Annotated in this window: 20 protein-coding genes; 9 read left to right on the forward strand and 11 right to left on the reverse strand. The window is 62.2% G+C overall.

Translation table 11 applies throughout. From position 1 onward, the window contains the following. Window positions 1-2: 2 nt before the first annotated feature. The gene (locus CCOS865_RS13510; RefSeq protein WP_119141557.1) at window positions 3-674 is read right to left on the reverse strand and encodes a DNA-3-methyladenine glycosylase I; all 672 of its coding nucleotides are present in this window, start codon (window positions 672-674) and stop codon (window positions 3-5) included. 4 nt (window positions 675-678) lie between these two features. After that, window positions 679-1503, reverse strand: a complete 825-nt coding sequence (gene ttcA, locus CCOS865_RS13515; RefSeq protein ID WP_119141559.1) for a tRNA 2-thiocytidine(32) synthetase TtcA — start codon at window positions 1501-1503, stop codon at window positions 679-681. 282 nt (window positions 1504-1785) lie between these two features. On the opposite strand from ttcA, the gene CCOS865_RS13520 reads away from it, so the two are divergent. Both CCOS865_RS13520 and CCOS865_RS13525 read left to right on the forward strand, forming a co-directional pair. Further along, the gene (locus CCOS865_RS13520; protein ID WP_119141561.1) at window positions 1786-2385 is read left to right on the forward strand and encodes a Yip1 family protein; all 600 of its coding nucleotides are present in this window, start codon (window positions 1786-1788) and stop codon (window positions 2383-2385) included. Between the two features lie 120 nt (window positions 2386-2505). Continuing rightward, entirely contained in the window at window positions 2506-3009 is a 504-nt protein-coding gene (locus CCOS865_RS13525) for a SprT family zinc-dependent metalloprotease (RefSeq protein ID WP_279630125.1), read from the forward strand. Between the two features lie 140 nt (window positions 3010-3149). Here the strand turns inward: CCOS865_RS13525 and CCOS865_RS13530 are convergent, their stop codons facing one another. From CCOS865_RS13530 to CCOS865_RS13545, 4 genes are all read right to left on the reverse strand, one after another. Beyond that, entirely contained in the window at window positions 3150-4472 is a 1323-nt protein-coding gene (locus CCOS865_RS13530; RefSeq protein WP_119141565.1) for a dicarboxylate/amino acid:cation symporter, read from the reverse strand. Window positions 4473-4876: 404 nt separating this feature from the next. Further along, the gene (locus CCOS865_RS13535) at window positions 4877-6223 is read right to left on the reverse strand and encodes an ATP-binding protein (protein WP_119141567.1); all 1347 of its coding nucleotides are present in this window, start codon (window positions 6221-6223) and stop codon (window positions 4877-4879) included. Next, window positions 6220-6897 carry a response regulator gene (locus CCOS865_RS13540; RefSeq protein WP_119141569.1) on the reverse strand — a complete coding sequence of 226 codons (678 nt, stop codon included), beginning with the start codon at window positions 6895-6897 and terminating at the stop codon, window positions 6220-6222. The genes CCOS865_RS13535 and CCOS865_RS13540 overlap by 4 nt, the downstream gene beginning before the upstream one ends. A gap of 87 nt (window positions 6898-6984) precedes the next feature. After that, entirely contained in the window at window positions 6985-7590 is a 606-nt protein-coding gene (locus CCOS865_RS13545) for an outer membrane protein (RefSeq protein ID WP_119141571.1), read from the reverse strand. Between the two features lie 133 nt (window positions 7591-7723). On the opposite strand from CCOS865_RS13545, the gene CCOS865_RS13550 reads away from it, so the two are divergent. Next, a complete protein-coding gene (locus tag CCOS865_RS13550; protein ID WP_119141573.1) occupies window positions 7724-8515 on the forward strand; it encodes a dienelactone hydrolase family protein in 792 nt (263 codons plus the stop codon). A gap of 111 nt (window positions 8516-8626) precedes the next feature. Next, window positions 8627-9328 (forward strand): 4'-phosphopantetheinyl transferase family protein, encoded by a 702-nt coding sequence (locus CCOS865_RS13555; RefSeq protein ID WP_119141574.1) that lies wholly within the window; start codon window positions 8627-8629, stop codon window positions 9326-9328. 3 nt (window positions 9329-9331) lie between these two features. Here CCOS865_RS13555 and CCOS865_RS13560 read toward each other — a convergent pair whose 3' ends face one another. Together CCOS865_RS13560 and CCOS865_RS13565 are read right to left on the reverse strand one after the other, a co-directional pair. Beyond that, window positions 9332-10936 (reverse strand): ATP-binding protein, encoded by a 1605-nt coding sequence (locus CCOS865_RS13560; protein WP_119141576.1) that lies wholly within the window; start codon window positions 10934-10936, stop codon window positions 9332-9334. Next, the gene (locus tag CCOS865_RS13565) at window positions 10936-11640 is read right to left on the reverse strand and encodes a response regulator (RefSeq protein ID WP_119141578.1); all 705 of its coding nucleotides are present in this window, start codon (window positions 11638-11640) and stop codon (window positions 10936-10938) included. Before CCOS865_RS13565 ends, CCOS865_RS13560 begins: the two co-directional genes overlap by 1 nt. A 729-nt stretch (window positions 11641-12369) precedes the next feature. Between CCOS865_RS13565 and CCOS865_RS13570 the strand changes: the two genes are divergently transcribed. Next, window positions 12370-15249 carry a ribonucleoside-diphosphate reductase subunit alpha gene (locus CCOS865_RS13570; protein ID WP_119141580.1) on the forward strand — a complete coding sequence of 960 codons (2880 nt, stop codon included), beginning with the start codon at window positions 12370-12372 and terminating at the stop codon, window positions 15247-15249. A gap of 603 nt (window positions 15250-15852) precedes the next feature. Further along, window positions 15853-17103, forward strand: a complete 1251-nt coding sequence (locus CCOS865_RS13575) for a ribonucleotide-diphosphate reductase subunit beta (protein ID WP_119141650.1) — start codon at window positions 15853-15855, stop codon at window positions 17101-17103. Between the two features lie 60 nt (window positions 17104-17163). On the opposite strand, the gene CCOS865_RS13580 is transcribed toward CCOS865_RS13575, so the two are convergent. After that, the gene (locus tag CCOS865_RS13580; protein ID WP_119141582.1) at window positions 17164-18042 is read right to left on the reverse strand and encodes a hypothetical protein; all 879 of its coding nucleotides are present in this window, start codon (window positions 18040-18042) and stop codon (window positions 17164-17166) included. A gap of 39 nt (window positions 18043-18081) precedes the next feature. Then, complete coding sequence (locus CCOS865_RS13585) at window positions 18082-18354, reverse strand: hypothetical protein (RefSeq protein ID WP_119141584.1); 273 nt, start codon at window positions 18352-18354, stop codon at window positions 18082-18084. Window positions 18355-18670: 316 nt separating this feature from the next. On the opposite strand from CCOS865_RS13585, the gene CCOS865_RS13590 reads away from it, so the two are divergent. After that, window positions 18671-21043, forward strand: a complete 2373-nt coding sequence (locus CCOS865_RS13590) for a TOTE conflict system archaeo-eukaryotic primase domain-containing protein (protein ID WP_119141586.1) — start codon at window positions 18671-18673, stop codon at window positions 21041-21043. Window positions 21044-21242: 199 nt separating this feature from the next. Here CCOS865_RS13590 and CCOS865_RS13595 read toward each other — a convergent pair whose 3' ends face one another. Further along, a complete protein-coding gene (locus tag CCOS865_RS13595) occupies window positions 21243-22028 on the reverse strand; it encodes an AraC family transcriptional regulator (protein ID WP_119141588.1) in 786 nt (261 codons plus the stop codon). A gap of 113 nt (window positions 22029-22141) precedes the next feature. On the opposite strand from CCOS865_RS13595, the gene CCOS865_RS13600 reads away from it, so the two are divergent. Further along, a complete protein-coding gene (locus tag CCOS865_RS13600; protein ID WP_119141590.1) occupies window positions 22142-23029 on the forward strand; it encodes an EamA family transporter in 888 nt (295 codons plus the stop codon). Between the two features lie 455 nt (window positions 23030-23484). Continuing rightward, a complete protein-coding gene (locus tag CCOS865_RS13605; RefSeq protein ID WP_119141592.1) occupies window positions 23485-24723 on the forward strand; it encodes an OprD family porin in 1239 nt (412 codons plus the stop codon). Window positions 24724-24755 lie beyond the last annotated feature (32 nt).

Consider the following 24755-nt stretch of genomic DNA (forward strand, 5'->3'; position numbering starts at 1 on the left):
AGTCAGTGATTGACGGTATGCGCCAGCATCACCGACAACTGGCACAGCGGCCGGCCGCTCTCGGCGTGCCACTGGTTGAACACTTCCTGCACCAACGCCCGGTCACGCTGACTGGTCGGCGCCTTGTCGATGACGCCCTGGGCGATCAACGCCGCCGACATATCGTCCGTCGGGATAAAGGTGTCCTTGCCGACCATGCGCAGGAAGCGCGGCGCCGACAACCCGCCAAGCTGGTTGCCATGCTTGGCCAGGTACTTCCAAAGCCCGACGATATCGGTCACCGGCCAGTCGGCGATGAACGCGCCGAAACTGCCTTTCTCCTGCTCGACGTCGAGGATCATCTGGGCATTGCGCGGCACGCTCTTGAGCTTGCCCAGGTGGCGGATGATGCGCTCGTCCTGCATCAGCCGCTCCAGGCGCTCGGCGCCCATGAGCACCACCTTTTCCGGGTCGAAGCCGAAGAACACCTGCTCGAAGGCCGGCCACTTGGCGTCCACCAGGCTGTGCTTGAGGCCCGCACGGAACACCCGCAGCGACAGAGTCGACAGGTAACGGTCGGCACTGATGTCGCGCAATTGCGCCGCGGTCCGCGGCTGCGGCAGAAAGGCCTCGAGGGCCTGGGCCGAGCCGAAGCGATTCAGGCAGAACGCATGCAGCCACTGATAATCGCGCATGGGCTCAGAGGTTCACCACGTCGAGGAACCGCGAGGCGGCGTTCTCGTCGATCTTCAGGCTGTTGAAGTCGAACAGGTTGCGGTCGGCCAACTGCGACGGCGCGACGTTCTGCATGGCGCGGAAGATGCTCTCGGTGCGGCCCGGGTGCTTGCGCTCCCACTCCACCAGCATCTCCTTGACCACCTGGCGTTGCAGGTTTTCCTGCGAGCCGCAGAGGTTGCACGGGATGATCGGGAACTCCTTCATGTCCGAGTAGGCCTGGATGTCCTTCTCGTGGCAGTAGGCCAGCGGGCGGATCACCACGTTGCGGCCGTCATCGGCACGCAGCTTGGGCGGCATGCCCTTGAGTGCGCCGTTGAAGAACATGTTGAGGAAGAAGGTCTCGACGATGTCGTCGCGGTGGTGCCCCAGGGCCATCTTGGTCGCGCCGATCTCGTCGGCGAAGGTGTACAGGGTGCCACGGCGCAGGCGCGAGCACAGCGAGCAGGTGGTCTTGCCCTCGGGCACCAGCTCCTTGACCACCGAGTAGGTGTCCTTCTCGACGATGTGGTAGTCGACACCGAGTGCCTTCAGGTAGGCCGGCAGCACGTGCTCAGGGAAGCCTGGCTGCTTCTGGTCCATGTTCACCGCGACGATCTCGAACTGGATCGGCGCCACCTTCTGCAGGTGCAGCAGAACATCGAGCATGGTGTAGCTGTCCTTGCCGCCGGACAGGCAGACCATGACCTTGTCGCCATCTTCGATCATGTTGTAGTCGGTGATGGCTTCGCCAGCGAGACGACGCAGGCGTTTTTGCAGTTTGTTCTGGTTGACCGAGAGGGTGCCCATAGCGCTTGAATCCGCGAGGTGTGACAAAAGCCGACTATTTTACCCACAAAGCGGGCGCGGGCGTAGGGCCTGACCGGAATAAAGGCTGGCATTCCGATCAAAGACTGCAAGGGAATCAACAGCCGCGCTGACAGCGCGATTTGCTCTAAAAACCCGGTTTTAAGCGGGGATCTGCTTCCTATACTGCGACATAAGGCCTCAACCGCTTGCATCGGTGCCTGGCCTCGGGCCGCAAGCGCTCCACTTGGGGGGCGTTTGGCAACGACGATAGGAGTGACCCGCATGATCCATCACGTTCTCGGGCTGTTCACCCATCCCGATCAGGAGTGGAAGGAGATTCGTGGCGAGGACGAGACCATCAGCCACATGTACCTGACCCACACGCTGATCCTGGCGGCCATCCCGGCGGTCTCGGCATTTATCGGTACCACCCAGGTGGGCTGGGTGATCGGCAATCGACCGGCAGTGATGCTGACCATGGAAAGCGCCATCTGGATGAGCGTCATGTCCTACCTGGCGATGCTCGCCGGGGTGGCGGTGATGGGCGCGTTCATCCACTGGATGGCCCGCACCTACGATGCCACGCCGTCGATGGCGCAATGCATCGCGTTTGCCACCTACACCGCTACCCCGCTGTTCATTGGCGGCCTGGCTGCGCTCTACCCACACCTGTGGCTGGGCATGCTGATCGGTACGGCGGCGATCTGCTACACGGTTTACCTGCTGTATGTGGGCTTGCCGACGTTCATGAACATCCCGTCGGATGAAGGGTTCCTGTTCTCCAGCTCCGTTCTGGCGGTGGGCCTGGTGGTGCTGGTGGCGATCATGGCCGCCACGGTCATCATCTGGGGCCTGGGCGTGGGGCCTGTGTATACCAACTAGATCCAACCAACACTGGGGCATCAGGTCACGGGCCGCCGCAAGGCGGCCTTTGGCTGCCTGCTGACCGGTGGCTCGGCAGGCCCGCGGCGGTTGCGGCATAATGCCCGGCTCTGGAGAGTGTTGACCGCCATGCCCGAGTTGCTCGAAACCCGCGTCGAAACCTGTTACCAGCAAGCCGAAGCCTTCTTCAAACGCCCTTTCGCCCGCCCGCAGGTGAGCTTCAAGCTGCGCGGCCAGAAGGCCGGCGTCGCGCACCTGGACGAGAACCTGCTGCGCTTCAACCTGCAGCTGTACCGCGACAACCAGGAGGACTTCCTGCGCCAGACCGTGGCCCACGAAGTCGCCCACCTGGTGGCCCATCAGTTGTTTGGCGGGAGCATCCAGCCGCATGGCGAGGAGTGGCAGCTGATCATGCGCGGGGTGTATGAGCTGCCGCCCAATCGCTGCCACAACTACGAAGTGCAGCGGCGCACGGCGACCCGCTACATCTATCAGTGCCCGTGCCCGCAGAGTGACTTCCCGTTCAGTGCACAGCGGCACAAGCTGGTGCGCCAGGGGCGGCGGTACCTGTGTCGGCGGTGTCGGCAGATCCTCGTGTACAGCGGCGAGACCCGCGTCGAATAGACCGGCCTCATCGCGGGCAAGTCGGATCGCCGCACCGCCGCTCCTACACGGCCTTGCCCGCGATGAGGCCGGGGCTGACAGCGCCTATCGCAGGCACAAAAAAGGCGACCCGAAGGTCGCCTTTTTCAGTGATGCGTCAATTAACGCGCCGGGCCTTCCGCTACGCCCAGGTCGTCGGTCGGACGGGTTTCTTCCAGTGGCGCACCACCGGAAGCCAGCTCTGCGTGCAGCTTGTCTTCATCCAGCTCCTTGACCCACTTGGCGACGACGATGGTCGCCACGCCGTTGCCGATCAGGTTGGTCAGGGCACGCGCCTCGGACATGAAGCGGTCGATACCGAGGATCAGCGCCAGGCCGGCAACCGGCAGGTGGCCGACGGCCGACAGGGTCGCGGCCAGGACGATGAAGCCCGAACCGGTCACACCGGCAGCACCCTTGGACGCGACCAGCAGCACCAGCAGCAGGGTGATCTGGTGGGTGATGTCCATGGTGGTGTCGGTGGCCTGGGCGATGAACACCGCGGCCATGGTCAGGTAGATCGAGGTACCGTCGAGGTTGAACGAGTAGCCGGTCGGGATCACCAGACCCACCACCGATTTCTTCGCACCCAGGCGCTCCATCTTGGCCAGCATGCGTGGCAGGGCCGACTCCGACGAGGAGGTGCCGAGCACGATCATCAGCTCTTCACGGATGTAGCGGATCAGCTTCAATACGCTGAAACCGTGGGCGCGGCAGATACCGCCGAGGACGATCAGGATGAACGCCAGGCAGGTGACGTAGAAGCAGGCCATCAGGTAGCCCAGCTGCACCAGCGAACCGACGCCGTACTGGCCGATGGTGAAGGCCATGGCGCCGAACGCACCGATCGGGGCCAGCTTCATGATCATGTTGATGATGTTGAACATGACATGGGCGAAGCGGTCGATCAGGTCCAGCACCGGCTTGCCGTAGCTGCCCAGGCGGTGCAGGGCGAAGCCGAAGATCACCGAGAACATCAGCACTTGCAGGATGTCGCCGTTGGCGAAGGCACCGACCACGGTGTTGGGGATGATGTTGAGCAGGAAGCCAACGGTGGTCTGCTGCGCGCCGGCGGCGGCATAGGCGGCCACGCTGCTGGCGTTGAGGGTGCTGACGTCAATGTGCATGCCAGCGCCAGGCTTGACCACGTTGACCACGACCAGGCCGATGATCAGGGCGATGGTCGAGACGACTTCGAAGTAGAGGAGTGCGTAGCCGCCGGTCTTGCCGACCGATTTCATGCTCTGCATGCCAGCGATGCCGCTGACCACGGTGCAGAAGATGATCGGGGCGATGACCATTTTGATCAGTTTGACGAATCCGTCACCCAGGGGTTTGAGCGCGACGCCGGTTTCAGGATAGAAGTGACCGAGCAGGATACCGATGGTGATGGCGAGCAACACCTGGATATACAGGGATTTGTACAGCGGCTGACGTTTCGTCATGGCTAATTTCCTCGAGTGTGCCGGTTTCCACCCTTCCCAGGGCGGGGGCACCTAAAGCGCTAACCCTCCTGCACCTGGAGGGATTTGTCGTTGTGTTCGAGCTGCCTCATGGACAGGTCTCTACCAAGTGAATAGCAAGGGCAATGCCAAAATGCCCGGATAGGGTGCAGGGGTAGTGTTTGCGGGGCTCTGGCGCCCAATCAGAGGGCGCTGGCGGGGGTCTGGCTTGGCGGATTTCCGCCCGGTGGCGGGATTTGAACCGGGCGGATGGCGGGAATCCGCCCGTACAAGGGGTGCCCATGCCGGCCTCTTCGCGGGTAAACCCGCTCCCACAGAGTCTTGAGGCGGCTACAAAAAGGGTGGGAGCGGGTTTACCCGCGAAGAGGCTGGGCCTGACTGCGCGATCAGTCGCGCTTGAAGCGGAGGGTGAAGGCGGCGCCACCGAGCGGCGAATCATCCAGGCTGAGCTGCGCGTCGTAGCTGTCGATGATGTCCTTGACCACCGCCAGGCCGATGCCCTGCCCCGGGTGCTGACGGTCCAGCCGTTCACCGCGCTGGAGGATCCGCTCACGCTGATCGGCCGGCACCCCCGGCCCGTCGTCCTCGATGCACAGCAGCAGTTGCCCTTCGCGCTCGTTCAAGCTCACCCGCACCTGCCCCAGGCACAACCGATAGGCGTTCTCCAGCAGGTTGCCGAGCAGCTCGAGCAAGGCGCCCTGCTCCATCGGCACCTCGGCCTGCGCCGGCACCTCGAGGCTGATCGCCACGCGCTTGTCGCGGTAGACCTTGGCCAGGGTGCTGCACAAGCTCTCGAGCAACGGCAGCAGCAGCACGCGGTGACGCACCAGGCCACTCTTGCGCAGGCTGGCGCGCTGCAACTGGTAGTCGATCTGCTGGCTCATGCGCTCGATCTGGCTTTGCAGTACCCGCGCCTGCTCACGCTCACCGCTGCCCTGGCCCATGCTCTCGCCCACTCCCTGCAGCACCGCCAGCGGCGTCTTCAGGCTGTGCGCCAGGTCGTCCAGCGAGTCGCGGTAGCGCTGACGCTGCTCGCGCTCGCTGTGCAGCAGGCGGTTGAGCGAGCCGGTCAGGCGCAACAGCTCACGCGGGTGCTCCAGGCTCAGGCCATCGCGCGCGCCGCTCTCGACCTGGTCCAGCTCAACGCTCAGCCGGCGCAGCGAGCGCAAGCCCCAGGTCAGGCCGCCCCAGAGCAACAGCAGCAACGCCAGCAAGGCCGCGCCAAAGCCCAGGTAGAGTTTTTCGCGCAGGCCGTCGAGGGTGTGCTGGTACTCGCGCACCGGTTGCAGGGCGACGATGCTGTAGGCGGCGCTCTTGCCCCCCAGCAGCTTGACCTCGACGTCGTAGACGAAAAACTCCTCGCCATCGTCCTGGCGGATACGCGCGAACTCGTTACCCCGCCCATCGTAACGGGGGCTGTAGTTGATGTGCCGGTCGCGGGTCGCGCGTGAGCGCCAGACCAGGTTGCCCTGGCGGTCGAAGATATAGCCGATCAGGCCGGTATAGGGCAGGTTGAAGCGCTCGTCCGGGAGCAACTCGGGCATCTGCAACTGACCATGCTCGATGCGCGCCGCGGAGATCAGGGTGGTGACGTCGGAGGCCAGGCGCTGCTCGATCGACTCCTGCAGGGCCAGGCTGAAGGCCTTCTGCAGGGCCGGCAGCAGCGCCAGCATGAACAGCAACGCGAGCAGCGCCGCCGCGAGCATCAGGCGTACCCGCAGCGAACGGATCAACGGCAGCGCTCGGTGAACAGGTAGCCCAGGCCGCGCACCGTGTCGATCGGCTTGAAGCCGTGTGCGCCCTCGAGCTTGCGCCGCAGGCGGCCGACCAGCACCTCGATGACGTTGGGGTCACGTTCGTCGTCGTCGGGGTAGAGCTGCTCCATCAGGCGGTCTTTCGCCACCACCTGCTGGTGATGGCGCATGAGGTATTCGAGGATGCGGTATTCATAGGCGGTGAGCGCCAGCGGCTGCTCGTCGAGGGTCGCCTGCTTGCGGTTGAGGTCGAGCACCAGCGGGCCGGCGGCGATGGTCGACTGGGTGAAGCCGCTGGAGCGCCGCAACAGCGCGTTGAGGCGGGCTTCGAGCTCTTCGAACTGGAACGGCTTGACCACATAATCGTCGGCGCCGGCGGCCAGCCCTTCGACCTTGTCCTGCCAGTTGCCGCGGGCGGTGAGGATGAGGATCGGGAAGACCTTGCCCTGGCTGCGCAACTGGCGGATCAGGTCGAGCCCGCTCATGCCCGGCAGACCCAGGTCGATGATGGCCAGGTCGAAGTTGTACGCCTCGACCTGGTACAGGGCCTCTTCGCCATTGGCGACCGCCTGGACCACATGCCCGCTCTCGCCCAGGCGCGTGTAGAGGTGGTGGCGCAACAGCGCCTCGTCCTCGACCACCAGCAGTTTCATGGGTGCTCCTTGATCATTTCTGTGCGGCTCATGCAGGCCTCGTCGCGGGCTGGCCGCGATGAGGCTGGCACAGGATAACAGCGCGCCTCAGAATTTGTAGTTGGCGGCCAGGTAGGTCTGAGCGCTGCTGGTCAGGCTCAGGCTGCCGACCTTGGGCCCGCCGTGCTCGACCAGCTCGGTGCTGGCGTTGCTGCGCAGGTAACGGTAGCCCAGCTCGACCGAGGCGTTGTCGGTGACCTGCTGGATGACCCCGGCCTGCAGGCCGACCGCGTAGCCGTAATCGGTGTCGCGGCCATAGCCGGAAGAGGTCTGCGTCAGCTTGGTCACGCCGAGGCTGGCACCGCCGAACAGTTGCGTGGTGTCACCCACCGGCAGGAACAGGTCATAGCTGCCGAGCAGGTTCTCCTGGCGCAGCTTGAGACCGCTGTGGTCGCCCGAGACGTTGTCGTAGGTCATGTAGTAGCGACCCTGGTCGTTGATCTTGCCCAGGCGCACGCCCCAGGTGCCGTCCTTGCCGATGATGCCGTCGGTGTTGAGGTTGTCGCTGTTGCGCTCGAGCAGGCCGGACTTGCGGACCTTGTCGCTGGTCTGCCCGTAAGTGAGGCTGGCGAAGGTGTCATCGGCCTGGGCGGTGACGGTAACGCCAGCGGCGCAGACGGCCATGGCGGCCAGCAGGGTGTTGAGTGTTTTCATGGGTTCGTACTCCAGTGGGATGCGCTGTTTCTGTCTGCGGACTAGAGTAATCAGGGCGCCCTGAACCGCTGCTGAACCCAGGCTGAACCTGCGCTGAACGAAGCGCACCCATCGTCGTCAAGGAGTACCGACCATGCGTTGCATGCTTGCCCTGGCCCTGCTGTGCAGTGCCGCCTTCGCCCAGGCGGCGGTGCAAACCCGCGAAATCCCCTATCAAGACAAGGACGGTAATCGCCTGGTCGGCTACTACGCCTACGACGACGCGCTGGACGGCAAGCGCCCCGGCATCGTCGTGGTGCATGAATGGTGGGGGCTGAACGATTACGCCAAGCGCCGGGCGCGTGACCTGGCCGCGCTGGGCTACAGCGCCCTGGCGATCGACATGTATGGCGATGGCAAGCACACCGAGCACCCGGCCGACGCCCAGGCGTTCATGGCCACCGCGCTGAAAGACCCCGGCGCTGCCGCCGAGCGCTTCGACGCTGGCGTCGAGTTGCTGAAGATCCAACCCAAGACCGACACCGACAAGCTGGCGGCCATCGGCTACTGCTTCGGCGGCAAGGTGGTGCTGGATGCCGCGCGCCGCGGTGAGCCGCTGGCCGGGGTGGTGAGCTTCCATGGCGCGCTGGTCACCCAGACACCGGCGACCCCGGGCAGCGTCAAGGCCAAGGTGCTGGTCGAGCATGGCGCGGCCGACAGCATGGTCACCGGCGAGCAGGTGGCGGCGTTCAAGCAGGAGATGGACAAGGCCGGGGCCAGCTATGAGTTCGTCAGCATCGAGGGGGCCAAGCATGGCTTCAGCAACCCGGATGCCGACCGGCTGGGGCATGGCGACCATGGTGGGCCGGACATTGGCTACAACCCGGCGGCGGACCAGAGTTCGTGGGCGGATATGCAGGCGTTCTTGAAAAAGCTCTTCAACTGACCGGCACGGGCCTTGTAGGCGCGGGCTTGCCCGCGATAGCGTACTCACACACGGCGTTGTCGCCAGATCGGACGCTATCGCGGGCAAGCCCGCTCCTACACAATACCCACCATGAACAGACTCCCCACCTGCTGCGCCCCTCTCCAGCACCACTGGCCCCTGCCCCGCCCGGTAGCCGGTGCGGTACTGGTCAGCTGCGCCTTCGACCCCAGCCAGCTCGCCGCCGATGACTTCCAGCGCGCCGGCATCGAGCAGACCGCCAGCCTGCAACGCTCGGTGGCCAAGCGCCAGGCCGAGTACCTGGCCGGCCGGGTCTGTGCGCGCGCCGCCCTGCAGCGCCTGGACGGCCGCGATTACGTGCCCGGCACCCACGAAGACCGCTCACCGATCTGGCCGAGCGCGGTGCACGGTTCGATCACCCACGGCAAAGGCTGGGCCGCCGCCGTGGTGGCCGCCGATGGCGCGTGCAGGGGGCTGGGCCTGGATCAGGAAAGCCTGCTCGACGACGAACGCGCCGAGCGCCTGGCCGCCGAGATCCTCACCCCCGCCGAGCTGGCCCGGCTCGACCGCAGTCAGCTCGGGCTGACCGTGACCCTGACCTTCTCGCTCAAGGAAAGCCTGTTCAAGACGCTTTACCCGCTGACCCGGCAACGCTTCTACTTCGAACACGCCGAAGTGCTGGAGTGGTCCGCCGACGGCCTGGCGCGGCTGCGCCTGCTCACCGACCTGTCGCCAGCATGGCGGCACGGCGTCGAGCTGGACGGCCAGTTCTGCCTGCACGACGGCCACCTGCTCAGCCTGGTCAGCGTCTGACCGTCAATCCGGCGCCTGCTGCCGCGGCCAGTGGAGGCTGAAGCAGGCGCCACCCAGCCCTTCGCTGTGCCCGACCAGCGCCCGGCCGCCGTGCCAGTAGATGATCCGGCGCACGATCGACAGCCCCAGGCCATGCCCGCCCGAGGCCCGCGTGCGGCTGTCGTCGAGCCGGGTGAAGGGAGTGAAGATGCGGTCCCAGACGCCTTCGGGGATGCCCGGACCATCATCCTCGACGTCGATCCGGCAGCGCTGCTGACCGACCTGGTAGCTCAGCCGCACCTGTGTTTCGGCATGGCGCATGGCGTTGCCGACGAGGTTCTGCACCGCCCGATGCAGGTAGCGCGGTTCGGCCTCGACCCAGGCGCCCTCGCCTGGCAAGCCTTGGCAGTCGCCCCGCAGCACGCGGATGCCCGGCCGCAACGGCGCCAGCTCGGCGATCACCCGGTCGAGCAAGGCATCCAGGTCGACCGCCTGGAACTTCAGCGCCGGCGCGCCCTGCTCGAGGCGCGCATACGTCAGCATCTCGTCGACCAGCCGGTCGAGGTCCTGGATATCGCCGTCCATGCCCGCCAGGTGCTTGGCCCGGGCCTGCTCGGTGCTGGCGCTCTCGAGCATCTCCAGGCCGAAGCGCAGCCGCGCCACCGGCGTGCGCAGTTCGTGCGACACCGCCCGGACCAGCTCGCGCTGCATGCTCAACGAGCGCTGCAGGTGCTCGGCCATGCCGTTGAAGGCCGCCGCCAGGCGCCCCACCGAATCGGCGTCGCCGGCCGGCACGCGGGTGTCCAGGCTGCCCTGGGCGATCCGCGTGGCGGCCACCTCCAGGCCCGACACGCGGCGCTCCAGCTGACGCACCAGCAGGTACACCACCAGGCCGATCAGGCACAGGCCGAGAAAGGCGATCAGGATCAGCAGCTGCGGCGGATACAGGTTGAGCTGGTACAGCGGGCCGATCTCCAGCACCCAGGGTGAACCAGGCAGGCCGGCAAACACGCGGATCGAGTCGCCGTCCTTGCCCAGCGCCATCACCGTGTCGCCCTCCTCCACCCGTTTGCGCTGATCGTCGTCCAGGCCCACCCGCTCCAGGCGCTGCAGGCCGATGTCGAAACCAAAGCCCTTGCTCTGCCGGATCTCGGCCAGGCGCCGCTGCTGCTCGGTCACCGGGTAGCGCACCAGCTCGTCGGCGATCAGGTACAAGGTGGCGCGCGCCAGCTGCTCGCTGACCTGCTTGACCTCGGCCACCAGCAGCAGGTCTTCGCGGCCCACCCGGCGCAGCACCCGCGCGGCATGCGGGCCGGTCTTCTCGACCACCACCAGGTCGCGGTACAGGCGCGCGCGCTGGCCGCCATCGAGGGTCAGCGCGGTCATCGGCTGCAGGTCGAGCGGTACCCCGAGCAAGCGCTCCCAGATCAGCAACGCGCGCTTGCGCTCGACCTCGTTCTGCGGCGCCAGGTTGTCCGCCATCAGGCTGAAGGTGCCCTGGGCCAGGCGCTCGCGGTGCTGGTCGGCGCGCACCAGGTTGACCAGGTGCAGGCTGACCACGCCGAGCACGCCGACCAGCACCAGCACGCCGAGCATGCCGCCATAGATCCGCAGGAAGATCGAGTTCATCAGGCTTGCGCCGCCTCGCCGACAAACAGGTAGCCCTTGCTGCGCAGGGTCTTGATCAGCCGCGGATGGATCGGATCGTCGCCGATCTTCGGGCGGATCTTGGAGATGCGCACGTCGATCGAGCGGTCCTGGCCGTCATAGCCGACACCGCGCAGCGCGGTGAAGATCTGCTCGCGCGACAGCACCCGCCCGGCATGGCTGGCGAGCAGCCAGAGCAGGTCGAATTCGGCGCTGGTGAGGTCGATCGGCTGGTCGTTGAGCCAGGCTTCGCGCAGGCCGTGGTCGATGCGCAGGCCGCCAAAGCGCAGCGCCTGGGCCTTGCCCTCGGGGCTGTCGCTGCGCCGCAGCAGGGCATTGATGCGCGCCAGCAACAGGCGCGGGCGCACGGGCTTGCAGACGTAGTCGTCAGCGCCGAGGTCGAGGCCCTGGACCTGGTCGAGTTCGTCGCTGCGGGCGGTGAGCATGAGGATCGCGCCGGCGAACTGGCCGCGCACCCGTCGGCAGATGCTCAGGCCGTCTTCACCCGGCAGCATCAGGTCGAGGATGACCAGGTCGGGCTGGCTGTCGACGATGCGCCGCACCGCCCGCCCGCCATCGCCCTCGACCGCCACCTCGAAGCCGTTGGCCTGGAGGTACTCGGCGGTGAGCTCGGCGAGGCGCGCGTCGTCCTCGACGATAAGGATGCGGTTGCTCGGCTGGTCCATGGCCTTACCTCGATATTGTTCTAGTTGTGTGTTGCCCGTGACGGCCACTAAAAAAGGCAACATTGCCAGCGGATACTACGTCGCACACCCGCCCCTGCCAATCTCATCCAGGCGCTGCTGGACTGAACCGATTTATGTGGTAGGGTGCGCCCCCGAAAAATCTGCAATGGGCCGCACGAGCGCAGAAAAAAAGTCAAAACCTCTTGGGACTAGGCCTACAGCCAATGCCCACGAATCACACACAATCTGTGCACAAGTTATCCACAGGCGATCGCCTTGCAAACCCCCCGCGACCGCATTATCTTGTATCCCCATTGCAGCGAACCACTACATGTTGGGGTTCGAGGCCAAATCACAAACACAAGTCAGCGCCGAAACTCAAGCGTTTTTTCGGCCTGAACTTACCGTGATTTCAGCAGCCAAACCGCTCCTGCGGAGGCGACCGAGGCAAGCCCGTCCAAGCGGTCTTGTTCGGGTATGGGTGTCACAGGCAGCGCCTGGCGACACTCGACAGCAACAGTTTTTGGGCTGCGGCCCAAAACCTTTGACTTCGGCCAGGGAGCGGCAAGCTATTGCCCCTTATTCCTGAGTCTGTCCCGAAGTCGGTAAGCCCGAGCAGGCGGATCCACGTGCGCGTGGCCTCCCCCCTCGGGTGATCGAACTGGCGGATGGAACGGTGGGCGCCCACAAGGCGCCCGAACACTATAGAAACTGTGGAGACACCCACCGATGCAAACCGACACAACTCGCGAGAACCCGCAGGCGCAAGCGCCGCAGGCCGCTGATTCGACCCAGGATCTGGCTGCCACCGCGCCTGGCCAACTGCGTGTGATCAAGCGTAACGGCACTGTCGTCGCCTACACCGACGACAAGATCACCGTGGCCATCACCAAGGCGTTCCTCGCAGTTGAAGGCGGCGCCGCCGCCGCTTCGTCGCGCATCCACGACACCGTCGCGCGCCTGACCGAGCAGGTCACCGCCACGTTCAAGCGTCGCATGCCATCGGGTGGCACCATCCACATCGAAGAGATCCAGGACCAGGTCGAACTGGCCCTGATGCGCGCCGGCGAGCAGAAAGTCGCCCGCGACTACGTGATCTACCGCGACCAGCGCGCCAAAGAGCGTGCTACCCGCGCCAACACCGATGCCGTGGTCGAGCCGCACCCGTCGATCCGCATCACCCTGGCCGACGGCAGCAAGGCGCCGCTGGACATGGCCCGCCTGAACACCATCATCAGCGAAGCCTGCGAAGGCCTGGCCGAAGTCGATGGCCAGCTGATCCAGCGCGAAACCCTGAAGAACCTCTACGACGGCGTCGCCAACAAGGACGTCAACACCGCCCTGGTGATGACCGCGCGTACCCTGGTCGAGCGTGAGCCGAACTACTCGTTCGTCACCGCCCGCCTGCTGATGGACACCCTGCGTGCCGAAGGCCTGGGCTTCCTCGGCGTCGCCGACAGCGCCACCCACCACGAGATGGCCGAGCTGTACGCCAAGGCCCTGCCGGCCTACATCGCCAAGGGTATCGAGTTCGAGCTGCTCAACCCGGCCCTGGCAGCCTTCGACCTGGAGCGTCTGGGCCAGGCGATCAACCACGAGCGCGACCAGCAGTTCACCTACCTCGGCCTGCAGACCCTGTACGACCGTTACTTCATCCACAAGGATGGCGTGCGCTTCGAGCTGCCGCAGGTGTTCTTCATGCGTGTGGCCATGGGCCTGGCGCTGGAAGAGAAAGACAAAGAAGCCCGTGCGATCGAGTTCTACAACCTGTTGTCGTCGTTCGACTACATGGCCTCGACCCCGACCCTGTTCAACGCCGGTACCCTGCGTCCCCAGCTGTCGAGCTGCTACCTGACCACCGTGCCGGACGACCTGTCGGGCATCTACCACGCGATCCACGACAACGCCATGCTGTCGAAATTCGCCGGTGGCCTGGGCAACGACTGGACCCCGGTGCGTGCACTGGGCTCCTACATCAAGGGCACCAACGGCAAATCCCAGGGCGTCGTACCGTTCCTGAAGGTGGTCAACGACACCGCCGTTGCGGTCAACCAGGGCGGCAAGCGCAAGGGCGCTGTCTGTGCCTACCTGGAAACCTGGCACCTGGACATCGAAGAATTCATCGAGCTGCGCAAGAACACCGGTGATGACCGTCGTCGTACCCACGACATGAACACCGCCAACTGGATCCCTGACCTGTTCATGAAGCGCGTCTTCGATGACGGCCAGTGGACCCTGTTCTCGCCGAACGAAGTCCCGGACCTGCACGACCTGACCGGCAAGGCCTTCGAAGAGCGTTACGAGTACTACGAAGCCCTGACCGAGTACAACAAGATCAAGGTGTTCAAGACCATCCAGGCCAAGGACCTGTGGCGCAAGATGCTCTCGATGCTGTTCGAGACCGGCCACCCATGGTTGACCTTCAAGGACCCGTGCAACCTGCGTTCGCCGCAGCAGCACGTGGGCGTGGTCCACAGCTCGAACCTGTGCACCGAGATCACCCTGAACACCAACAAGGACGAGATCGCGGTCTGCAACCTGGGCTCGATCAACCTGCCGAACCACATCGTCGACGGCAAGCTGGACACCGCCAAGCTGCAACGCACCGTCAACACCGCCGTGCGCATGCTCGACAACGTGATCGACATCAACTACTACTCGGTACCGCAGGCGCGTAACTCGAACCTCAAGCACCGTCCGGTCGGCCTCGGCATCATGGGCTTCCAGGACGCCTTGTACCTGCAGCACATCGCCTACGGTTCCGACGCTGCCGTCGAGTTCGCCGACAAGTCGATGGAAGCGGTCAGCTACTACGCGATCCAGGCTTCCTGCGACCTGGCCGACGAGCGCGGCGCCTACGAGACCTTCCAGGGTTCGCTGTGGTCCAAGGGCATCCTGCCGCTGGATTCGCAACAGATCCTGATCGAGGCCCGTGGCCAGAAGTACATCGACGTCGACCTGAACGAGTCGCTGGACTGGGCGCCGGTCCGTGCCCGCGTGCAGAAAGGTATTCGTAACTCGAACATCATGGCCATCGCGCCAACCGCGACCATCGCCAACATCACCGGCGTGTCGCAGTCGATCGAGCCGACCTACCAGAACCTGTACGTGAAATCGAACCTGTCGGGCGAGTTCACCGTGATCAACCCGTACCTGGTTCGCGACCTCAAGGCTCGTGGCCTGTGGGACCCGGTCATGATCAACGACCTGAAGTACTACGACGGTTCGGTGCAGCAGATCGAGCGTATCCCGCAAGAGCTCAAAGACCTGTACGCCACCGCGTTCGAAGTCGACACCAAGTGGATCGTCGATGCCGCCAGCCGTCGCCAGAAGTGGATCGACCAGGCGCAGTCGCTGAACCTGTACATCGCCGGCGCTTCGGGCAAGAAGCTCGACGTGACCTACCGTATGGCCTGGTACCGTGGTCTGAAGACCACCTACTACCTCCGTGCCCTGGCCGCGACCAGCACCGAGAAGTCGACCATCAACACCGGCAAGCTCAACGCCGTTTCCAGCGGCGGCGACAGCGCCCCGGTCCAGGCAGCAGGTCCAGCACCTGTGCCGAAGGCCTGCGCGATCGACGAGCCGGATTGCGAAGCCTGCCAATAAGGCATTCGCCGCGTTGAAATGAAGATGCCGCACCCACTGCCCCGGCAGTCGGTGCGGCATTTTCACATCAGGCCTGCGCATGAGCTGCAGGCGCGGGTTCATGGGCCCTACCAGACAACACGCGTCCTAGGACCTGACCTCAGTCAAAAACACAACATCATGTGCCAATAAAAAAAACGCACACAAGATATAGGATCATCGCGTATTTCCGGCTAGACTCTCACCCCATGCAATTGACGTCTGTCCGGTGAACCCAAGCGCGCAGTTCAGGTCGAAAAATTACCACCGTCCGCGCCCTGCGCTGCCCCGATCCGAGATCAATTCCGGTATACTTCGCCCCCCCAAAAAGGGATGTGCTGATGATCGACTGCGAGCCCCGAGCGCCGCTTGGCCAGACCGCAGGTTTTATCGTTGCCATACAGTTTTCAGACGACCTGGCCCCTCGCCCGAGGAAAGGACAGGCGTTGACCCAAACAATCTCAAATGTGACGAGCGCCCGCGCTCACTGCCCACCGTAGCGCCTGATGGGCCTTGCGTAGTACAGGCATCACCTCAAAATCCAACCGGTTGCCGCGCGCAACCCTCAAGCAGGAGCCAATGACCATGCTGAGCTGGGACGAATTCGATAAAGAAGACACCGACGTTGCTGCCAAAACCAGCAGCCCCGCGCAGGCCGCCGCTGCAGCCACGCTCGACAAGCTGGACAGCGCCGGTGGTGCTGCCGCACTCGAAGCCCGCGCGGCCACCGCGTCCGACTCCGACGCCGTCAAACGTGCCAAAGCGGCCCTGAACGACCTCGATATCGCTGAAGGCCTGGCTGAACTCGAAGGCTCCGCCGCGCGCGTTGCCGTTGACGAAAAGCGCATGATCAACTGCCGCGCCGACCTCAACCAGCTGGTCCCGTTCAAGTACGACTGGGCCTGGCAGAAGTACCTCGACGGCTGCGCCAACCACTGGATGCCGCAAGAGGTCAACATGACCGCCGACATCGCCCTGTGGAAAGACCAGGACGGCCTGACCGATGACGAGCGCCGCATCGTCATGCGTAACCTGGGCTTCTTCTCGACTGCCGACTCGCTGGTTGCCAACAACCTGGCCCTGGCCGTGTACCGCCTGATCACCAACCCCGAGTGCCGCCAGTACATCCTGCGCCAGGCCTTCGAAGAGGCGATCCACACCCACGCCTACCAGTACTGCATCGAGTCGCTGGGCATGGATGAAGGCGAGATCTTCAACATGTACCACGAGATCCCGTCGGTCGCGAAAAAAGCCGCCTGGGGCCTGAAGTACACCCGCGCCATCTCCGACCCGGAGTTCAACACCGGCACCCCGGAGACCGACAAAGAGCTGCTGCGCAACCTGATCGCCTACTACTGCGTTCTGGAAGGCATCTTCTTCTACTGCGGCTTCACCCAGATCCTGTCGATGGGCCGCCGCAACAAGATGACCGGCGTTGCCGAGCAGTTCCAGTACATCCTGCGTGACGAGTCGATGCACCTGAACTTCGGCATCGACGTGATCAACCAGATCAAGATCGAGAACCCGCACCTGTGGGACGCGGCGATGAAGGAAGAAGCGACCCAGATGATCCTGCAAGGGACCCAGCTGGAGATCGAATACGCCCGCGATACCATGCCACGTGGCGTGCTGGGGATGAACGCGGCGATGATGGAGGACTACCTCAAGTTCATCGCCAACCGTCGTTTGACCCAGATTGGTCTGAAGGAAGAGTACCCAGGGACGACCAACCCGTTCCCGTGGATGAGCGAGATCATGGACTTGAAGAAAGAGAAGAATTTCTTTGAGACGCGTGTGATCGAGTATCAGACCGGTGGGGCTTTGAGCTGGGACTGATTGTTTGGCTCGAATCTGAAAAAGGCTGCCAATTTAGGCAGCCTTTTTTATGCAGGCCGTTTAATACTCTAATCTCTGGGCCGGTAAGGAGTTCAGAATCCAGCACTCCTGATGCACATACCTGAGGTCGAGTTCTGACGAGTAACTCTTTTGAATTGCCTTGAGGGCAACCCTTGCTGCAAGGCTAGGCTTATCAATACTTTCCTGCCGAGCAGCCTCCCACTTTTCGTGCATTTCAAACGAACGAACAAACAAGCTTTTTTTGATCTTTTTATTCATAGCATTCGAATGAACACCCGCATATTTATAGGAATCCATCACCGTACATCTGCCATCGCCATCCACATCGACCGCGTCCATCAACCATTTGAACACACCCAACAAAAATAAATTTGCACACCAGGATGCGTCGCCGCCGACCAACCTTTCGGTCGTCGATGAGCTCAAACTCTCGTACAGATTGGTGGCACCAATAAATATCGCCTCAACATCACCTGGCCGTGTTCGACTGACCGGCATGTAATTAAATATACCCGCGAAACACTGACCCAAATAAATCACGGCGTTTTTCAAGCGTGGCGATTGCTTGATCGACTGTAGCAGGGCATGCGGGGTGATGGTTACCGGCGCGTCAATGCCCGCATGGCTCCCATGCCCCGAGACGAACACGACTATGTTCTCGTGAGTATTTAACGCACAGTCTGCGAAAAAATCGGATGAAGACAAAACCGAATGGGTATTGATGGAGCCCAGTGAAATCCACTGCAGAATGGACGCCCGGTCCTGCCCATCTACATAGATTGATAGATCAGTTTGAGCAACCCCCGCAGACTCCAAACACATCAACCCGAAGGCCAAGTCGAGCACATGCCGTTGTTCGGGCTCACCCTTGGCCCCTAGAAACAAAACCCATCGCGTGCTTCCCTTCAATAAGGCCATCCCAAACTCCGTGAACGCTCAACGTTTCAGGGGAATGAATTACTCAAAGACTGAGGCCTGGGAATATCTGAAAAAATAGTACAACTCATCAATCCGTAGACTCCCACCACCGTGCTCGACCTCTTCAATAATCCGACCGTCTCTGCCTAACGCATAAAGATGTTCATCGGCCTTCAAGTAGAAATCAGCAGCATACCGACCACGTTTAATCGAGCCCGACTTGAAGAGTAGCCACTGCCCCTCATTCACACATCCTTTAACGAACTCGTCAATGCCGGGCAGCTCACGAGATAATAGAGTATTAAACTTCATAGACCCTCCTAACATTCTGCCCGAACAGGATTAAAATGTGACCCTTCAAGCAGTATAGCCAGGCCACTCAATTCGAACGTTCGTAGCATACTGACAGAAGCCCAGGAGTGGGCCAACTGCAAGTGCGCAATCTACTGACGACCGGACCCTCTCGAAGCAAGAATCAGAAATTTCCCACAAGAAAGCTTTTCCATATGCTGGAGCTTGACTAAAGATGGCTCATGGCCAGGCGGCAGTTTGATCCACTCAACCCCGACTGGTAATCTGATATCCACAAAAACTTAAAGATTACTCCCGCAGCAGAGGCTTCAATACAGTGACCGAACCCTCACTGGTGGCAAAACTACAGGCAGAAAACGCGCGGCTGATCGCCTTGCTTGAAGCCAACGGCATCGTATGGCGAGCGCCTGCTGAACCTGTGCTGATAACGCTAGGACAAGGAGAGTCTTCGCAAGCCCTGGATACCGACGGCAAGCTCGCCCTTTTTCGCAGTTTGTTCAAAGGACGGGTCGATATTTACCCACTGCGCTGGGAAAGCAAGAGTGGCAAGGCCGGCTATGCCCCGGCCTGTGCCAACGAGTGGCGACCGGGTGTCTGCGAAAAACCGCGGATCAAATGTGGTGACTGCACCCAGCGTCAACTTCTGCCTGTCACCGACGAAGTGATCTATCTCCACTTGGCAGGCGCAATCGTCGCAGGGGTGTATCCGTTGCTCACGGACGACACTTGCCACTTTCTGGCCGTCGATTTCGATGAGGCTGACTGGCGTGCCGATGTGCTGGCATTTGCCCACTCCTGTCATGAACTGGGCGTCCCTGTTGCGCTGGAAATCTCACGCTCCGGCAACGGGGCACATGCGTGGATTTTCTTTGACAGCAAAGTAGCAGCGAGTGATGCGCGACGTCTTGGTGCAGCGATCATCAGTCACGCCTGCGAACGTACTCGACAACTGGCCCTCAGCTCCTACGATCGGCTCTTCCCAAATCAGGACTACATGCCCAAGGGTGGGTTTGGCAATCTCATCGCGCTACCACTTCAGAAGCGTGCGAGGGCTCAAAACCAAAGTGTCTTTGTAGACGACACACTTGAGCCTTATCCCGATCAATGGGCGTTTCTCGCCTCACTCGCACGAATGACCTCAGAACGAATACAGCCTGTTATCACTCAGGTGATAGGAGACGGGGATCCACTCGGTGTGTCTTTTGTCGGTGACGAGGACGAAACCCAGCCGTGGAAGCGTCGCGAGACGCCAACCAGAAAACTAACGTGTCCATTGCCAAGCGCGCTCACCATCACGTTGGCTAACCTCATCTATTTTGAGAAAGCGCAACTGCCTCAGCCTTTGACGAACCAACTGATCAGACTTGCGGCTTTTCAAAATCCAGATTTTTATAAAGCACAAGCCATGCGCCTTTCAGTGTGGAACAAACCCAGGATCATCGGCTGCGCTCAGAACTTTCCACAGCATATTGGGCTACCGCGTGGTTGCTGGGATGCCGTGCAGTCGCTACTGGCCGAGCATGCGATTACCCCGCAGGTTCAAGATGAGCGCTTTACGGGCGTCCCCCTCGATGTCGTATTCCACGGCACACTGCGCCAAGACCAAGGAGCGGCAGTCGATGCCTTGCTCGCTCATGACAGCGGAATCCTTTGTGCCCCCACAGCGTTTGGCAAGACTGTAACCGCCGCCGCCATCATCGCCAGACGTGGCACCAACACGCTGGTACTGGTCCATCGAACGGAACTGCTCAGACAGTGGCAAGCACGATTGCAAACGTTCTTGGGCGTCGGCAAAGAGGTGGTGGGCACCATTGGCGGGGGAAAACCGAAGATCACCGGCAAAATTGATATCGCAGTAATGCAGTCGCTTTCACGCAAAGGTGAGATCAGCGACCTGATCAAAAATTATGGGCAGATCATCGTCGATGAATGCCACCACCTTTCGGCGGTTTCTTTTGAGACGCTTCTCAGGACGGCAGCGGCGAGGTATGTGCTCGGGCTCACGGCTACCCCAATCCGTCGAGACGGTCAGCAACCCATAATTTTCATGCAATGCGGTCCTATCCGCCACACAGCGTCTCGTCCCCAAAGCGCCCCTCACGACTTGTCAGTCCTTCCTTGCACGCTCTCAGGGCCCGTCCTGGTCCCTGAGGGAGCAGGCATACAGGAAGTTTTCAAGCGCCTGGCCGATGACGAGCAGAGAACCTCGAAAATCGTGGCAGACGTCATCTCGGCGTACCAAGCGGGTAGAAAGATACTTGTGCTTACACAGCGAACTGAGCATGTGGATTCACTGGAGCGCTGCCTCAAGGCACAAGTAGAGAACCTCTTCACACTCCATGGGCGAATGCCCAAGAAACAACGTCTGTCTCGCCTGGCGGAGCTTGAGTCCCTGACCGAAAAAGCACCTCGGGTGCTCTTGGCTACTGGAAAACTCATTGGGGAAGGGTTTGATCATCCCGCTTTGGACACCTTGGTACTGGCGATGCCAATTTCCTGGCAAGGGATTCTCCAGCAGTACACCGGCCGGCTGCATCGTTCGCACATCGACAAGGCCGACGTACAGGTTATCGACTATGTAGATGAGGGCAACATCGCGTTGATGCGGATGTGGGAGAAGCGCAAAGCCGGCTACAAGGTCATGGGTTACCGGATAGCTGATGCCCTTGCAACGATGAAGCTACTGTAGCCCTACCTGCAGGTGCGTTGATTGAATGGGCGGGCCTCTTCGTCGGTGCCCCCGCAGGGTGCGCGTGCACTCGGCGATCATTGCATCAACATAGCTTCAGGGTCACGTAGATGAAGGACTTGCCTCTTCGCGGCCCGCTCCTACAGGGCTATGCACGGATGGCGACGGAGTTGAGTAGTGAAATCCGGTGTTTCGCTTATCACCCCGCCAGCGGCGCTGAAAAGTACCGACTGGGTATCTCACCCAGTGCGCCTTTGAACACCGTCGAAAACGCACTCGGGCTGCTATAGCCTAGCTCCATCGCAACGCGCGTGACCGCCTCCCCATTGCCCAACCGAACCACCGCCGCCAACAGGCAAGCCTGTTGCCGCCACTCCAGAAAGCTGATCCCAGTGTGCTGACGAAACTGGCGAGTGAAGGTGCGCCGGCTCATGCCCGCGCGTTCGGCCATATCATCGATGCCGGTGGCCAGACAGGGATCGGCGAGAAAGGCGCTGCACGCCTGCGCCAGACGCGGCTCGGCCGGCATCGGGGCATTCAGCGACTGTGCCGGCATCAGGGCCATTTCATGCAGCAGCAGGCCCATCAGATGGGCATCTCGCCCCTCGGCAGCATATTCAGCGGGCACGTCTACCGCCCTCTCCAGTAACTGTCGCACCAATGCCGAGACACCCAACACCTGGCAATGCCGAGAGAGGCCGACACGTTCCGCTGCGCGCGGGTGGAGGTAGGCGTTGAGCATCGTCACGGGGCCGCGCATGTGCATTGCGTGGGGCACCTGCGCAGGCACCCAGATCGCCCTCAGCGGCGGCACGGCAAAGTTGCCAGCGTCGGTTTCCACGGTGATCACGCCACAGGCGGCGTAGCCGAACTGACCCCGACGGTGGCTGTGCATCGGGAAAAGATCGCCATCGGCGTAGTCCCTGCGCGTCACCACTATATCGCTGGCGCTGTCCTGGTAGAGCTCGGTTTCAATCTTCTGCATGACCCGAATTTAATGGTATTTGACCTTGAATTGAAAGCGGGCCACGCGTTGTCCGGGCATATTTCTCGCGCTTCACGGCATCCCGCCGGAGCTTGAGGAAAGAGCGCCTGACCATGCAGAGAAAACATTTGATATTGGCCGTGCTGGTGACGGCGATATGGGGAGTCAACTTCCCGATCACCAAGCTCGGGCTGGCGCGCATCGACCCGCTGTTGTTGACCGCCATTCGCTTCACCCTGGCGGCGTTGCCGTGGGTATTCGTAATCAAGCGGCCGAAGGTCGCGATACGCTGGCTGGCGGGGTATGGCTTGATTTTCGGCGTGGCCATGTGGGCGCTGATCAATCTCGGGATCGCCATGGGCGTGCCGCCCGGCAGCGCGGCGCTGCTGATTCAGTTCAGTGCGTTTTTCACGCTGGGCTGGGGCGTGCTGTTGTTTCGCGAGCGCCTGACCGGGCCGCAGGTGCTCGGCATGCTGCTGGCGGCAATCGGCCTGGTGGGCATCCTGATGGGCAGCACTGGTCAGGCGACGACGGTGGGTTTCCTGCTGGTGATGGTCAGCGCGCTGGCCTGGAGTGTCGGCAACGTGATCATCAAGCTGTCCAAGGTGAGGGAGATCTTTGCGTTCGTGGTTTGGGCCAGTCTGTTTGCGCCGATCCCGTTGTTGTTGCTGACCTGGTGGCTGCATGGCGCGACACCCTTTATCGCCCTGCCCTCGCAAGTGGATGGCGTGGCGGTACTGTCGTTGGCGTTCCAGGTGTATGCGGCGACCCACTTCTGCTATTGGGGCTGGAACCTGTTGCTGCGTGAATATCCAGCCTCGCAGGTGGCGCCGTTGTCGCTGTTGATTCCGGTGTTCGGGATGGTCAGTTCGGTCTTTATCGTCGATCAGGTTCCGAGTGGATTGGACTGGATGTGCACCGCCCTGATTCTGTCGGCCCTGGCGGTTGGCATGATCAAAGTCCCCGCGAATGGAGGGTTTCGGATTCGATTACCAAAGTGAGATCGAGAATGGGGCTGCTTTGCAGTCCTTCGCGGCGTCCCGGTGAATCGCTCCCACCGGGTTAGATAGCGGGTCCATTGTCATAGTATGTCCTCAAATAAGCGCCAGCCTTTGAAATAGAGCTATCCCTGCTTCAGGCTCGGCAAAACCACCCTGAGACTCACGAGCAAATGCATTGACAAGCATTTTCCCCCTTGTTAATAATCGGCAAAGTCGTACGACAACACACAACAAAAACAACAAACCAGTGAATCCCCTATGACGACCTCAGCCGCTCGCCTCGCTGTTCGCTTTCACCCTCGCCCTCATTCCAGTGTTGCCAGAGGCACCTAGCCCTCTGCCAGCAGGCTTCACGCCTATTGCCTGACCGGCCACCCTTTCCAATCGCCACTGCCGCTGGCTGCTCATCCGCGCCCGGCATACGGACAGCTTTACCCTCAGGGAGCACAACAATAATGAAAATCCGCCAACACCTACCCCTCGCCCTGCTCAGCGCCACCGCGCTTGGTGCCCTGCCGCAAGCCGTCATGGCTGCCGGTTTCGTCGAGGACGCCAAGGCCACGCTGGGCCTGCGCAACTTCTACATCAACCGCAACTTCGTTGACCCGAGCAACCCTCAAAGCAAGGCCGAGGAATGGACCCAGAGCTTTATCCTCGACGCGCGCTCGGGCTTCACCGAGGGGCCGATCGGCTTCGGCGTGGACGTGCTCGGGATGTGGTCGGTCAAGCTCGATGGCGGTGGCGGCACCTACGGCACGGCCCTGCTGCCGCGCCATGACGATGGACGCCCGGCCGATGACTACGGGCGCCTGGCGGTGGCGGGCAAGGCGCGGATCTCGAAAACCGAACTGAAGATCGGTGAGTGGATGCCGGTGCTGCCGATCCTGCGTGCGGACGATGGGCGCTCGCTGCCGCAGACCCTGCGCGGTGGCCAGGTGACGTCCAATGAGATCGCCGGGCTGACCCTCTACGGCGGGCAGTTCCGCGCCAACAGCCCGCGCAACGATGCGAGCATGGAAGACATGGGATACGGCGGTGCCCTGTCCGATCGCTTCAACTTCGTCGGCGGCGAATACAAGTTCAACCAGGACCGCACGCTGTTCGGGCTGTGGAATGCGGTGCTCAAGGACGTGTACCAGCAGCAGTACCTGCAGGTCAGCCACAGCCAGCCGGTCGGCAGCTGGACGCTGGGCGCCAACCTGGGCTACTTCCAGGGTGAAGAAGACGGCGCCGAGCGCGCCGGCAAGCTGGACAACAAGACCTACTCGGGGATGTTCTCGGCCAAGGTCGGCGGCAACACGTTCTGGGTCGGGCTGCAGAAGGTCAGTGGCGATACCTGGATGCGGGTCAACGGCACCAGCGGCGGGACGCTGGCCAACGACAGCTACAACGCCAGTTTCGACAACGCCAACGAGCGCTCGTGGCAGGTCCGCCATGACTTCAACTTCGTCACCGTGGGGGTGCCGGGGCTGACCTTGATGAACCGCTATATCAGCGGGCGCGAGGTGCACAGTGGGGCGGTGACCGATGGCAAGGAGTGGGTGCGTGAGTCGGAGCTGGCCTACGTGATCCAGAGCGGGACGTTCAAGGACCTCAGCGTGAAGTGGCGCAACTCGACGATTCGTCGGGACTTCAGCAACAACGAGTTCGACGAGAACCGGCTGATCTTCAACTATCCGCTGTCGATTCTGTAAGTGGCACCCGTGCCGGCCTCTTCGCGGGTAAA

The sequence above is a fragment of the Pseudomonas reidholzensis genome (assembly GCF_900536025.1).
Lineage (GTDB): Bacteria > Pseudomonadota > Gammaproteobacteria > Pseudomonadales > Pseudomonadaceae > Aquipseudomonas > Aquipseudomonas reidholzensis.